This is a genomic window from Pseudomonas sp. H3_D04 (genome assembly GCF_054669175.1).
Genome location: NZ_CP162801.1, coordinates 867,451 through 880,956, shown reverse-complemented (window position 1 = coordinate 880,956; position 13,506 = coordinate 867,451). Strand labels below are relative to the sequence as shown.

Sequence of the window (13,506 nt, the reverse complement as noted above, 5' to 3'; positions counted from 1 at the left end):
GATCACTCATGGAAAGCACCACCCTGCGCATCGCCCTGATCGGTGACTACGACCCACAGGTCACCGCCCACCAAGCCATTCCCGTGGCGCTCGGCATGGCTGCCGAACACCTGAACGTGGATGTGCAATTTCAGTGGCTGGCCACCGATCACATAAACGCCACCCCGTTACACCACGTCGACGGTTTCTGGTGCGTGCCCGCCAGCCCTTACCGCGACATGGACGGCGCGTTGCGGGCGATCCGTTTTGCCCGTGAGCAGCAGCGACCGTTCCTCGGCACCTGCGGCGGTTTTCAACACGCGGTGCTTGAGTTCGCTCGGAACGTATTGGGTTGGGAAGACGCCGAGCACGGCGAAACCCATCCCGGTGCAGCACGCGCATTACTCACGCCGCTGACCTGCTCATTGGTGGAAGCAACGAACAGCATTCACCTGGTTGAAGGCTCGTTGATCGCCAACGTGTACGAAAGCGCCGAGATCGTTGAGGGATATCGCTGCCGCTATGGCGTGAACCCGGCGTTCGAGCGTGAGTTATTGAGCCAACAGTTGTGCGCCGTTGGCCATGACTCGACCGGCGACCTGCGGGCGGTGGAGCTCCAGGGTCATCCGTTTTTCGTCGCCACCCTGTTCCAGCCCGAACGTGCCGCGCTCAACGGCACGCTACCGCCGCTGGCCCGGGCGTTGGTCGAAGCCTGCAAAAGGCAACAGCCATGATTGCCGATACGCCATCAGCGCCGTACTACGCGGTGATTTTTACCTCGCTGCGCACCGACGGTGATCAAGGCTACGCCGAGGCTGCCGAACGCATGCTGGAACTGGCCCGTGAGCAGCCGGGGTTTCTCGGTGTTGAGTCGGCTCGGGGTGAGGATGGGTTGGGAATTACGGTGTCGTACTGGGCCAGCGAGGCGGCGATTCTGGCGTGGAAACATCATCCTGAGCACAGTGCGATCCGTGAGCGGGGGCGGTCGACGTGGTATTCGGCGTGTCATACGCGGGTGTGCAAGGTTGACCGGGCGTATGGGTTCAAGGCCGTAAAATGATGCGGTGTTCTTCTGGCCGCCTTCGCGGGCAAGCCTCGCGCCTACAGGTTGTCGGTGCCCTCTGTAGGAGCGAGGCTTGCCCGCGAAGAGGCCAGTCCAGACACAGTAAAACTTCAGCCCCGAACCAGACTCCGCACCGCCGAAATCTCCGGCACTTCCCGCCGATTCATGTACACCCGCAACGGCTCGGTCACATTGATCCGATCATCAATATTCTGATCCAGCAACAATTGAATCAACTCACGCTTGAGCGTCATGGCCTGCCCAGGCCCCGGCGCCCAGACAAATTCACTGGTGGGAATGATCCCGTCATCCGCCACGTCCATACCAAACGAGTCTTCGCTGAAACGCACAATGTAGTGGCCAGTTTTGCGATTGAGGCCAACGAAGCCTTTGAGTTGGTCGGCGGCCTGGCAGATAAGCTCGGAAGTGATGCGCATATAAACCTCACAAAAGGTCGTTAACGACCGGTGAACGATGGTTTACACGCAAGGACAGGCATTCGGATTTCCCTCTGCCGGGGAAACGCCGGGGCCAAGAGTACTGCAAAGAAGCGCACAAAAGCGCTGAAAAAATCTGCTTTAAACACGTTTATGTCGGTCTGGCGATAGCGCTGGCGGCGCTCAGTTGTTAAAAGAGACGTCTTTGAAAATTCAACGCGAAAGGACCTCGACCATGCCTGTTACCTTCACCAAAAGCGCCCTGCTGCTGAGCATGCTGCTGGGCTTCGGCCAGGCACAGGCCGCCAACGAGCCCAGCCCGACTGCACTGGCCACCCGTTTGGGCATCCCGCACCCGGCGGTCATCGCCCACCGCGGCGCATCCTACGATGCACCGGAATCCACTGCCGCGTCTTACAGACTGGCCCGTGATCTGGGCGCCGATTACCTGGAACTGGACCTGCAACGCAGCAAGGACGGCGTGCTGTTCGCCCTGCACGACAACAACCTGCAACGCACCACCGACGTTGCCACCAAATTCCCCGATCGCAAGGACAGCCCGGCCAACGCGTTCACCCTCGCCGAATTGAAAACCCTGGATGCCGGCAGCTGGTTCAACGCCGCGTACCCGGATCGCGCACGTCCGTCCTTCGTCGGCCTGAAGATCCTGACCCTCGACGAAATCATCGACATCGCCCAGGGCAATCCGCTGCACAAGCCCGGCCTGTACATCGAAACCAAAGAACCAAAGCAATTCCCCGGCCTCGAACGCGACCTCAAGGACAAATTGCAGGATCGCGGCTGGCTGAGCCCGGCCGGTTCCAAACTGGCGAAAAGCAATCTGGCGGTCGGCCAGGGCAAGGGCAAAGTCGTGCTGCAAACCTTCGAGAAGAGCAGCCTCGAACTGCTTGAAAAGGAAATGCCGCAAGTGCCGAAGATCCTGCTGCTGTGGGTCGGCGAAGGCAGTATCGAGCCTAAGTCCAAAGTGACGTTTGCCGAGTCCGGCGACAAGGACAAGGCCACCTACTACGCCAAACAGGAACCGAAAGACAAAGCCGAATTCCAGCAATGGGTCGAGTACGCCAAGGCCCAGGGTGCGATCGGCACCGGTCCTTCGGCCGCGTTGACCAAGGGTGGCGATCAGAGCTATTCGGACCTGGTGAAACCGTGGATGAACCAGTACACCCACGATCAAGGCCTGCTGGTGCACGCCTACACCATCGACGAAGCGGTTGATTACCAGAAAGTCATGGACGCCGGCGTCGATGGCATCTTCACCAACCGCGCCAGTGAATTGCTGAAGTTCTACAAGCGCCCGGCGGCCGGGACGGTGGCGCAGTTGCTGCAGAACAACGGGTACTGATCGCTAGCTGACACGACACCGCGTCGTCTTCTTCGCGGGCAAGCCTCGCTCCTACGGGTTTTGAGTCGATCACAAATAATGCGACCGCCCCAAATCCCGTAGGAGCGAGTGATGCGGCAATCCGACTTGCTCGCAAATCTTCCAAACGACACGGTGATTGGAATTAAGGGTGAATTAAGTTGCCACAGTTAATCTGGACTCACTTAAACAGATCACCCCAAGGAATGAACCCATGAAAACCCTGACTGCCCTGTTCACCGCTGCTGCCCTGACCCTCACCGCTGGCCTGGCTCAGGCTGACGTTCGTGTCGACCAGATCCCTGAGCTGGTCAAGAGCGGCAAGATCAAGCCACTGGAAGAAATGAACCAGGAGGCACTGAAACGGCACCCAGGCGCGATCATCACCGACACGGATCTGGACAACCACTTCAACAACTACGAGTACGAAGTGGAACTGAAAACCGCTGACGGCAAAGAATTCGACGTGGACTTCGATGCCACCACCGGCAAAGTCCTGAGCGATAAACAAGACACCTGATACCCGTATCAAACAAAGCCGCACGATCTTCGGATCGTGCGGCTTTTTTGCATGCCGGATTCGCATAATCAACACGCGCCAACTCGGCGGTAGCCCGCTAGAATCCCTCAACGGTGATTACACAGAGATGGATTGAGATGGGGCAAACAGCGGCAGCAGACATCGCCACGATCGGCCGGATCAGCGCGGTGCCGGCGATTCTCCAGGTGATCCGTGAATTGACGGGGCTGCGCTTCGCCGCGGTGGCCCGCGTTACCGAAGACTCATGGACCGCTTGCGCCGTACTCGATCAGCTGGACTTCGGCTTGCAGGTCGGCGGCGAGCTGGAGGTGGTCACCACCTTGTGCCACGAAATTCGCCAGGCGCATCAGTCGGTGGTGATCGACAAGGCCAGTGAAGACCCGCTTTACCGCGATCACCACACGCCTCGCCTCTATCAATTCGAAAGCTATATTTCGGTGCCGATCTTTCGCCCCGACGGACGCTTTTTCGGCACCATCTGCGCCCTTGATCCCAATCCTGCATCGCTCAAATCCAGCACGATCCAGAGCACCATGGAATCCTTTGCGCGAATGCTGGCGTTGCAGATCGAGGCGGAAGAGAACCTGCAAAAAACCGAAGCGGCATTGATGGCGGAACGCAAAAACACCGCGTTGCGCGAACAGTTCATCGCCGTGCTCGGCCATGACCTGCGCAACCCGTTGTTCGCGATCAGTGCCGGCGCCGAAATGCTCTTGCGCAAGCTTCCCGACCCGGCGAATCAGCAACGGGCCCGGCACATTCTGACCAGTGCCCGGCGCGCGACCCGACTGGTCGATGATGTGCTGGATTTCGCTCGTGGTTCGTTGGGCAGTGGTATTCCGGTGGACATCGCACCGTGCCCGGACCTGGGCGACGCCTTGCGGCACGTGATTTCAGAAGTCCAGAACATCTATCCCCAACGCACCCTTCGCATGTCCATTGGCGAGCTGCACGGTATTCAGTGCGATCGCGAGCGGGTCGCGCAATTGCTTTCCAATCTGGTGGCGAACGCCGTTGCCCACGGCGATCCCGAGGGCTCGGTAGACGTGAGCGCGCAGATCCACGACGGGCAGTTCGTGCTGAGCGTGACGAATCAGGGGCTCATCGCCGAGGACGCGTTGCCCCATCTGTTTCGCCCCTACGCGCGACCGGCCCGCGGAACACCGCAGACCGGCCTCGGGTTGGGGTTGTACATCGCCAGTCAGATTGCGCAGTCCCATGGTGGAAAGCTGGAAGTGCGCTCGACAACGAAGGAAGGCACGCAGTTTGTTTTCAGCTTTCCGGTGCAGACAGTTCCGGGAAAAGCTTAAGTCGCAGCAATGACGTTGAAGTTAGAAACGGGCGATACAGCGACATTTCCAGAGTCATCGGCTAACGAGTAATTCGCCTTCACGGGACCAAGCTTAATGAACTGTTTTTCAATGTAAAAGTGCACACCTGCCACCTCTTCAACCCCCGTGATTGTATGCGTGAACACCGACACGTCATTCCAGATCACTTCGAGCTTGTCCCCTTTGTTGTAGTTCTGGTTGCCTTCGACTAGCGCCCGCAAACCATTTTCGCCTACAGGTTCGGTGAGCTCGCCATCGTCAACCCCTTCTACTTTCAAACGACTTAATTGCAGATCCATAGACATAAAAACGCTCCTTGTGAATACAGCAGCGCCACTGCGCTGATAGCGCTATCAAACGCTCGTGCACGGCAATCGTCTACTGTCAGAACTAACAGGTGCTCCGTAAAACCGAACCAAAATGCCAGGCGCCCGACCAGCGGCGTAACCCTTATGGATCCGAGAGCGACGGGCGTACCGACTCGGTAACCGACCTGATACGCCGCCGTTTCCGTTACGCGCTCAGACGCGCCGTCACTTCATTCAACTGCCCCGACAACCCATGCAAATGACGGCCGGCCGCTTCGGTGCGCTGCACATTGTCCAGGTTGGTGCTGGCGATGCTGGTGATTTCAGTGAGGTTGCGTGAGATGTCCTCGGCCACCGAGGTCTGTTCTTCGGCGGCGGTGGCGATCTGGCGGTTCATGTCGCGGATGGCTTCCACGGCATGGGTGATCCGCTCCAGCATGGCGCCGGCCTGGGTCACTTGCTCGACGCTTTCTTCGCTGCGCGACTGGCCGCTTTCAATCGCCTGAGCCGCGTCCACCGCACCGGTTTGCACGGTCTGGATGATCTGGTTGATCTCGATGATCGACGCCGCCGTGCGCTGGGCCAGGCTGCGCACTTCATCGGCCACCACCGCAAAACCGCGTCCGGCTTCACCGGCACGGGCCGCTTCGATGGCCGCGTTGAGCGCCAGCAGGTTGGTTTGTTCGGCGATACCGCGAATCACTTCGAGCACCTTGCCGATGCGTCCGCTGTCCGTTTCCAGTTGGCGGATGACCGTGGCGGTGTTGGCGATTTCGCCGCGCATCCGGGTGATGGTGTGAATGGTGCCCTGCATGACTTTTTCGCCGTGTTGGGCGGACTGGTCGGCATCGTCGGCGGCGCGTGCGGCATCGGCGGCGTGACGGGCGACTTCCTGTGCGGTGGCCGACATTTCGTTCATCGCCGTGGCCACCTGATCGGTGCGGTTGAACTGCTCATTGGTGCCGCTGGTCATGAGGCTGGCGATCGAGTTCAGCTCACTGCTGGCGCTGTCCAGGTCCTTGGCGCTGCGCTGCAAACGGCTGAACGTTTCGGCGAGAAAATCACGCAAAGTGTTGGCCGCAACCGCCAATTTACCCAGCTCATCCTGACGGGTGCTGGCCACGCGATCGGCAAACTTGCCCTGGCTGAGTTGCGCGACGTACTCGATCAGTTTGCGAATCGGTTCAATCAGGTTTCGGTTGACCAGCCACAGGCTCAAGAGCCCGATCAACAGCCCCGAGACGAGCATCACAATGAGCCCCAGCAACACGGTGCGATCGGCTTCGGCACTGATTTGCTTCGACTGCTCGACACCCTGCTTGCGCAATTCGCTGACCAACTCGGTCATCTGTTCGCTGGTCGCACGGTCGACACCTTTGACCGCCGCGTCGCCTGCCGTCGGGTCGGCGCCCGCCACCACGTAGGCGTCACGGCCCTTCTGATAGGCAGCGCCCAGCAAACGGTGTTCGTCACGCAGGCGTTCGATGCGGGTTTTCAGTTGCGGATCGATACCTTTTTGCACGGCCAGCTCACCGAGAATGCTCTGCACATCGCGCTGACGGTCTTCGAACTGTTTCCAATACTTGTCCAGGTCGGCCGGTTGCTTGCCACGCAGCAGGACGTTTTTCCATTCCTGAACCTGCACCTTGAATTGCAGGTTGGCTTCATCGATCAACTGCGAGGTGTGCAGCGGGCCTTCAATCAGGTTGGCGTAGCTCTGAACACCGCCGGACAGAAAGTGAAAGCAAGCCAGGGCGATCAACAGTACCGCCAACAGGCTGCCGCTCAACAGGGCGAGAATTTGTGCTCTCAGGGATTTTTGCAGCATCGAGTGATACTCATGACAGGGGGTGAGACACGCGGCAAACACAGCGTGAAAGGTGTCCGGACATCCCTGTCTGAAACTTGGCTCATGGCCGAAGCCGCGCAAGGTAACTTAAGCAGGATCGGCGGGCCAGAGCGGTTCTTGAATCCATTCCGACCACCGGCAATGCAATCGTTTGCGGTTATTTTTTCGTCACAAAAACGTCATCCACAGTTGCGATGATGCGGCTCAAGTGAACCTGTAAAACCCGCGACAGGCGCCTTCCCTTGCGAGCCCCAATGAACCACAGCATCGACCAAAGCCATCGCGACCCGGACCTGTTCGGTCTGCTCTACGGTTTCAGCTTTCGCCCCGGTGAGCGGGGTCGGGAGATTGATTCGGCGAAAGCGCTGCAATACCTGCAACAGCCGGACGAGAGCGATGAATTCCTGTGGCTGCACCTGAACCTGGCGCATGCCGCTTGCGAGCGCTGGATGAAAAGCCACCTGGCATTGCCGGACGAGTTTTTCGAAGCCTTGCACGAAGGGTCTCGATCCACGCGCATCGAGCATGTGGATTCGGCGTTGCTGGCGGTGGTCAACGATGTGGTGTTCAACCTCAGCAGCATGGTGTCGTCGGATGTGTCGACGCTGTGGGTGTGCGCCCGCAGCCGGCTGATCATCAGCGCCCGCCTGCAACCGCTGCACTCGGTGGACAAGTTGCGCTCGTCGGTGAAGGCCGGCGAGTGCTTTCGTTCACCGCTGGAATTGCTGGTGCATCTGCTCCGCGATCAGGGCGAGGTACTGACCCAGATCGTGCGCAAGACTAGCCTCAGTGTCGATCAGATCGAAGATGAATTGCTGTCCTCGCGGCTGTCGACCAACCGTGCGGAACTGGGTGCCAATCGCCGGGTGCTGGTGCGCCTGCAACGGCTGCTGGCGCTGGAGCCGGGTTCGTTGTTGCGATTGCTCAACCGGCCGCCGCACTGGTTGCAGAAGGAAGACGTGAAGGAGTTGCGCAAGTCCACCGAGGAGTTTGCGCTGATCATCAACGACCTCACGGCGCTGGGTGAGCGGATCAAGCTGTTGCAGGAAGAGATCGCGGCCAACCTGAACGAGCAGAGCAACCGCACGCTGTTCACCCTGACCGTGGTGACGGTGCTGGCGCTGCCGATCAACATCATTGCCGGTTTTTTTGGCATGAATGTGGGTGGGGTGCCGTTGTCGGGGGATCCGGAGGGGTTCTGGATTCTGGTGGCACTGGTGGCGACGTTTACCGTGATTGCGGGGCGTTGGGCGTTTCGCAAACGCCAGGATTATTGAGCCTTCACCCCATCCCCTGTAGGAGCGAGGCTTGCCCGCGAAGGCGTTTTACCTGATACATCGCTTTCGCGAGCAAGCCTCGCGCCTACAGGGACCGGGTGAATTCTGATTAACGGATCAGCAAAAAAACCAAACCCTGATCTAGGGCAGTTTCTCTGTAACATTTGGCAACGATCATGACAGACACTCCTTCCTTCCTCAGGATTGTCTGTCATGGCTACGCCCTCCTACACCGCCCAAACCCAGGCTCCCGCCCGCAGTGCCAGGCCTCAACTCGATAAAAAACCCAGCCTGCTCACCCTCGTGGTGTTTTTCGGAGTGCTGGCCAGCGGGTTGTTGTTCACCGCCTACAGCCTGATGCACGACATGAGCGAACTCGGCACGGAGGTCACCACCTGGACGCCGTTTCTGCTGTTGGGCGTGGCGCTGCTGATCGCCCTGGGCTTTGAGTTCGTCAACGGTTTCCACGACACCGCCAACGCCGTGGCCACGGTGATTTACACCAACTCGATGCCGCCGAATTTCGCGGTGGCCTGGTCCGGGTTCTTCAACTTCCTCGGGGTGCTGCTGTCGAGTGGCGCGGTGGCGTTCGGCATCATCGCCCTGCTGCCCGTGGAACTGATTCTGCAAGTCGGGTCCTCCGCCGGCTTCGCGATGATCTTCGCCCTGTTGATCGCGGCGATCCTGTGGAACCTCGGCACGTGGTGGCTGGGCTTGCCGGCCTCGTCGTCGCACACCTTGATCGGTTCGATCATCGGCGTCGGCGTGGCCAACGCCCTGATGCACGGCCACGACGGCACCAGCGGCGTGGACTGGGCTCAAGCGACCAAGATCGGCTATGCGTTACTGTTGTCGCCGCTGGTCGGCTTCGGTTTTGCCGCGCTGTTGCTGCTGGCCTTGCGTGCGTTCGTGAAGAATCGCGCGCTGTACAAGGCGCCCGTCGGCAACACGCCACCGCCGTGGTGGATTCGCGGCATGTTGATTGTGACCTGCACCGGGGTCTCGTTCGCCCACGGTTCCAACGACGGCCAAAAAGGCATGGGCCTGATCATGCTGATTCTGGTCGGCACGCTGCCGATGGCCTATGCGCTGAACCGCACCATGCCGGCCGATCAGGCGCTGCAGTTCGCCGCCGTCGCCGAAGTCACCCAGCAAGCGCTGGTCAAAAGCGTGCCGATGCCGGCCCCCGCCGATCCGCGCCCGATCCTCTCTGAATACGTGCGCAGCAAGGAAGCCACTCCGCAACTGATCCCGGCCCTCGCCGCCCTTACGGGCAGTATCGGCGCAGAGGTCAAGGGTTATGGCTCGCTGTCCAAAGTACCGGCCGAAGCCGTGGGCAACGTGCGTAACGACATGTACCTGACCAGCGAAACCATTCGCCTGATGGACAAGAACAAAGTCGGCCACTTCGACGCCGACACCACCGGCAAGCTGCAACTGTTCAAGCAACAGATCGACAACTCGACGCGCTTTATTCCGCTGTGGGTGAAGATCGCGGTGGCGATTGCGCTCGGGCTGGGCACCATGGTCGGCTGGAAGCGCATCGTGGTGACGGTCGGCGAAAAGATCGGCAAGACCCACCTGACCTACGCGCAAGGCGCCTCGGCGGAAACCGTGGCCATGCTGACCATCGGCGCGGCGGACATGTTCGGCTTGCCGGTGTCGACCACTCACGTGTTGTCCTCGGGCGTGGCCGGGAGCATGGTCGCCAACGGCGGTGGCTTGCAGATGAAGACCATCCGCAATCTGCTGATGGCGTGGGTGCTGACCTTGCCGGCGGCGATTGTGCTGTCAGGCAGCCTGTATTGGTTGTTCACCCAAATCTTCTAGCCCCACACATAACCCTGTAGGCGCGAGTGGTGCGGCAATCCGACTTGCCCACGAAGAGCGATAACCCGGTCATTCGGTCAGACCGCGTTATCGTTCTTCGCGGGCAAGCCTCGCTCCTACAAGGGCGGTTAGGTTGTGGACTGGATGACATTGGCCAGCCAGTCCATGAACGCCCTCACCCGCAGCGGCAAATGCCGTTGCCGGGCGTAGAGCAGCGAGACCTCCATCGAGGGTGCGCTGAACTGCGGCAGCACCGCCACCAGATCACCACTGCTCAAGTGCGATTGCATGCCATTGACCGGCGCCTGAATCAGTCCGAATCCCCCCACGCACGCCAGCTCATAAGCATCGGTGCTGTTGACCGTCACGCTGCCCGCCATCGGCAGTTGCCGGGGCTTGCCTTCCACCTCGTACAGAAAGCCGTCCGACCGCGAACCCAATACGCCGACGTAATGCACCATCCGGTGCTGCGCCAGGTCTTCGAGTGTTTCGGGAATCCCGTAGCGCGCCAAGTACGCCGGGCTCGCGCAGTTGACCATGGCGAAATCACACACGCGACGAGCGACCACCGACTGGTCCGGCTGCGACCCCACGCGCAACACGCAATCAAAACCCTCCCGAAGCAGATCGACTCGCCGGTCAGTGGTGCTGATTTCCAGTTCCAGGTGGGGGTGGCGCGCCATGAATTCCGGCAGTTGCGGCATCACCACCTGGCGGGCCAGAAAGTTCGGCATGTCGATGCGAATCCGCCCGACCAACGAGGCCGGGTCCTGGCGAAACAGGCCCTCGATGTCGTCCATGTGCGACAACAAATCCTTGCTGCGTTCGTACAGCACCAGCCCGTCCTGAGTCGCCTGGACCCGGCGCGTAGTGCGTTGAAGCAAGCGTGTCCCCAGCAGCGTTTCCAGCGCTTGAACGTGATCGGACACCGTGGACCGGGGCAGGCCCAGGCTTTCCCCCGCCAGAGTAAAACTCGACATTTCGCTGACGCGAACGAAGGTGCGCAGCAGTTCCAGCTTGTTCATGAGCCGCCCCTGTATTGTTCGGATTAACCGACCAGTGATTCCGATTTCATCCTGTTTATCACTTCAGAGCGGATAAATAAACTTCCTCCACACCGTCACTCACCACCTTTGAGGAAGTCCCATGAACCGTAAAATCGCACTGATCACTGGCGCCAGCCGCGGCCTCGGCAAAAACGCAGCCCTGCATCTGGCCGCCCAAGGCGTCGACATTATCGGCACCTACAACAGCAAGGCCGATGAGGCGCAAGAACTGGTCGCCGACATCGAACGCCTCGGCGCTCGGGCGGTGATGCTGCAACTCGATGTGAGCCAAAGCGAACGCTTCGAAGCCTTCGCCACCCAGGTCGCCGATGTGTTGCACAGCCGTTTTGATCGCCAGCACTTCGACTTCTTGCTCAATAACGCCGGCATTGGCCTGACCGCGAACTTCGTCGACACCACCGTCGCCCAGTTCGATCTGCTGATGAACATCCACCTGAAAGGGCCGTTCTTCCTCACCCAGAACCTGCTGCCGCTGATGGCGGACGGTGGGCGCATCCTCAACGTATCCAGCGGTCTGACCCGTTTCAGTTTGCCGGGTTACGGTGCTTACGCCGCGATGAAAGGCGCGATGGAAGTGCTGACTCGCTATCAGGCGAAGGAACTCGGTGCCCGCGGCATTTCCGTGAACACCCTGGCACCGGGCGCCATCGAAACCGATTTCGGCGGTGGCACCGTGCGCGATAACAGCGACGTGAACAGCTACATTGCCGGCAATACCGCGTTGGGTCGGGTGGGTCAGCCGGATGACATCGGCGCTGCGATTGCTTTACTGCTGGCGCCGGGCAGCCAGTGGATCAACGGCCAGCGCGTTGAAGCGTCCGGTGGGATGTTCCTGTAACCCCTGAACCTGTGGCGAGGGAGCTCGCTCCCGCTGGGTTGCGAAGCAGCCCCAAAATCTCGGTAACTGTCGAAGATTTTGCGAGGCGCTTCGCATTCGAGCGGGACGGTGCGGCGATCCGACAAGCTCCCTCGCCACAAAAACGGTTCACTCTGGATTAACGAGCAGTGGACACCATCAACATGCGCTCACGCACCACGTCATACGCCCAGTGATACACGTAGGTGTACGGCAGGAAAAACAGCAACACGCCGATATCCAGCAGGAACGCCTGCCACAGGCTGACGTTCAGCCACCACGCAATCAGCGGCACCCCCATCGCCACCAGCCCGCCTTCGAACAACAGCGCATGGACAACCCTTACCCAGGCGTTGTGCACGATGCCATAGCGTTTGAGCAAACGGTCGAACAGCCCGTTGAAGACCACGTTCCAGGCCAGCGCCAGGGCGGCGATGACCAACGTGACGACGCCCATCTCGAGCATCGGTTTGTCCATGATCCACGCCAGGAGCGGCGTACAGATCAGGATGGCCAGCACTTCGAAAGCGATGGCCTGGAAAATACGTTCAGTGATGGATTTGTTGACGCTCATGATCAGGAATCTCTGAGTGACTGTGGTTGCCATCATCCAGCCCTACGTCGATACTTCCTAACCAATAACCATCGACAAAGGCGATAGTTCATGGCTTCTCAGGAAGTGTTGCAAGCGTTTGTCCAGGCGGCGACGCAAGGTTCGTTTTCTGCGGCAGCGCGCAAACTCGGCCGCAGCCAGTCGACCATCAGTGCAGCGGTTGCCAGCCTTGAAATCGATCTGAACCTGGTCCTGTTCGACCGCAGCAGCCGCAAGCCGAGCCTGACCCCGGCCGGGCACGTGATGCTGCAGCGGGCCGAGGAGATCCTGGCCGCCACCAGCCGCCTGGCAATGACCGCCAGTCTGCTGTCCCAAGGGGTTGAGCCGAAGTTGACGGTGGCGATTTCCGACACTTATCAGTCCGACCGTTTCGAAGCGGCGTTGAGCGCGTTCGATCAGCGTTATCCGGACCTTGAACTCGAATGCCTGATCGCTGAATGCGATGACCTGGTGGCCTTGGTGCAAAGCGGCCGGGCGCATGTGGCCTTTGCCGAAAAGCAGGACAGTTACCCGCCGGACCTGGTCAGCTCGACCGTGGATGAACGCACGGAAATTGCCCTGTTCGTGTCCCGCGAGCATCCATTGGCAGCGCTGGGCCTCGTCGATCAAGATGTGTTGCAAAAGCATCGGGAGTTGCGACTGGCGACGATCGTCAATCCGTATGAAAGCCGTGCGAAGGGACGCGTCTGGTCGGCGCCGAGTTACCTGATGCTGCTGGAAATGGCCCAGGGCGGGTTCGGCTGGGCACCGTTGCCGCGATGGTTGGTGGAGCGGTTTGGCCCGGGGACATTGCAGGAGCTGGACGTGCGGGGCTGGCCGAAACCGGTGTTTGTCGATGCCTTGTGGTCGCGGCTGCATCCGCCGGGGCCGGCAGGGAGCTGGTTGCTCGGCAAGCTGCTGGAATGAAGGTCCTGCGGACCTTATCGCGAGCAGGCTCGCTCCCACAGTGGATCGCGGTGATCACAAAATTTGTG

The 13,506-nt window shown here is 60.0% G+C and carries 14 protein-coding genes; 9 read left to right on the top strand and 5 right to left on the bottom strand.

What is annotated here, in order from left to right:
- The first annotated feature begins 8 nt into the window (after nt 1–8).
- Nucleotides 9–713, top strand: a complete 705-nt coding sequence (locus AB4N91_RS04250) for a CTP synthase C-terminal region-related (seleno)protein (RefSeq protein WP_154912423.1) — start codon at nt 9–11, stop codon at nt 711–713.
- Complete coding sequence (locus AB4N91_RS04245; RefSeq protein ID WP_154912422.1) at nt 710–1,039, top strand: antibiotic biosynthesis monooxygenase family protein; 330 nt, start codon at nt 710–712, stop codon at nt 1,037–1,039. Before AB4N91_RS04250 ends, AB4N91_RS04245 begins: the two co-directional genes overlap by 4 nt.
- Before the next feature lie 113 nt (nt 1,040–1,152).
- Here the strand turns inward: AB4N91_RS04245 and AB4N91_RS04240 are convergent, their stop codons facing one another.
- Nucleotides 1,153–1,479 (bottom strand): DUF2025 family protein, encoded by a 327-nt coding sequence (locus AB4N91_RS04240; protein ID WP_010457284.1) that lies wholly within the window; start codon nt 1,477–1,479, stop codon nt 1,153–1,155.
- Nucleotides 1,480–1,714: 235 nt separating this feature from the next.
- Between AB4N91_RS04240 and AB4N91_RS04235 the strand changes: the two genes are divergently transcribed.
- From AB4N91_RS04235 to AB4N91_RS04225, 3 genes are all read left to right on the top strand, one after another.
- Nucleotides 1,715–2,842, top strand: coding sequence for a glycerophosphodiester phosphodiesterase (locus AB4N91_RS04235; protein ID WP_154501429.1), 1,128 nt, complete (start codon nt 1,715–1,717; stop codon nt 2,840–2,842).
- 232 nt (nt 2,843–3,074) lie between these two features.
- Entirely contained in the window at nt 3,075–3,380 is a 306-nt protein-coding gene (locus AB4N91_RS04230) for a PepSY domain-containing protein (RefSeq protein WP_154912421.1), read from the top strand.
- Between the two features lie 137 nt (nt 3,381–3,517).
- Nucleotides 3,518–4,711, top strand: a complete 1,194-nt coding sequence (locus tag AB4N91_RS04225) for a GAF domain-containing sensor histidine kinase (RefSeq protein ID WP_010457290.1) — start codon at nt 3,518–3,520, stop codon at nt 4,709–4,711.
- Here the strand turns inward: AB4N91_RS04225 and AB4N91_RS04220 are convergent.
- The gene (locus AB4N91_RS04220) at nt 4,708–5,037 is read right to left on the bottom strand and encodes a hypothetical protein (protein ID WP_154912420.1); all 330 of its coding nucleotides are present in this window, start codon (nt 5,035–5,037) and stop codon (nt 4,708–4,710) included. The genes AB4N91_RS04225 and AB4N91_RS04220 overlap by 4 nt on opposite strands.
- A 208-nt stretch (nt 5,038–5,245) precedes the next feature.
- Nucleotides 5,246–6,868 carry a methyl-accepting chemotaxis protein gene (locus AB4N91_RS04215; protein WP_460112141.1) on the bottom strand — a complete coding sequence of 541 codons (1,623 nt, stop codon included), beginning with the start codon at nt 6,866–6,868 and terminating at the stop codon, nt 5,246–5,248.
- 275 nt (nt 6,869–7,143) lie between these two features.
- On the opposite strand from AB4N91_RS04215, the gene AB4N91_RS04210 reads away from it, so the two are divergent.
- Nucleotides 7,144–8,166 carry a transporter gene (locus AB4N91_RS04210; protein ID WP_010457297.1) on the top strand — a complete coding sequence of 341 codons (1,023 nt, stop codon included), beginning with the start codon at nt 7,144–7,146 and terminating at the stop codon, nt 8,164–8,166.
- A 213-nt stretch (nt 8,167–8,379) separates the two neighbouring features.
- Nucleotides 8,380–9,996, top strand: coding sequence for an inorganic phosphate transporter (locus tag AB4N91_RS04205; protein WP_010457300.1), 1,617 nt, complete (start codon nt 8,380–8,382; stop codon nt 9,994–9,996).
- Nucleotides 9,997–10,124: 128 nt separating this feature from the next.
- Here AB4N91_RS04205 and AB4N91_RS04200 read toward each other — a convergent pair whose 3' ends face one another.
- On the bottom strand, nt 10,125–11,021 hold the full coding sequence (locus AB4N91_RS04200; RefSeq protein ID WP_145309286.1) for a LysR family transcriptional regulator: 897 nt from the start codon (nt 11,019–11,021) through the stop codon (nt 10,125–10,127).
- Nucleotides 11,022–11,142: 121 nt separating this feature from the next.
- Between AB4N91_RS04200 and AB4N91_RS04195 the strand changes: the two genes are divergently transcribed.
- Nucleotides 11,143–11,901 carry an SDR family NAD(P)-dependent oxidoreductase gene (locus tag AB4N91_RS04195; protein WP_010457302.1) on the top strand — a complete coding sequence of 253 codons (759 nt, stop codon included), beginning with the start codon at nt 11,143–11,145 and terminating at the stop codon, nt 11,899–11,901.
- A gap of 157 nt (nt 11,902–12,058) precedes the next feature.
- Here the strand turns inward: AB4N91_RS04195 and AB4N91_RS04190 are convergent, their stop codons facing one another.
- Entirely contained in the window at nt 12,059–12,493 is a 435-nt protein-coding gene (locus tag AB4N91_RS04190; protein ID WP_200666852.1) for a multidrug/biocide efflux PACE transporter, read from the bottom strand.
- 90 nt (nt 12,494–12,583) lie between these two features.
- On the opposite strand from AB4N91_RS04190, the gene AB4N91_RS04185 reads away from it, so the two are divergent.
- Entirely contained in the window at nt 12,584–13,438 is an 855-nt protein-coding gene (locus tag AB4N91_RS04185; protein WP_077748674.1) for a LysR family transcriptional regulator, read from the top strand.
- Nucleotides 13,439–13,506 lie beyond the last annotated feature (68 nt).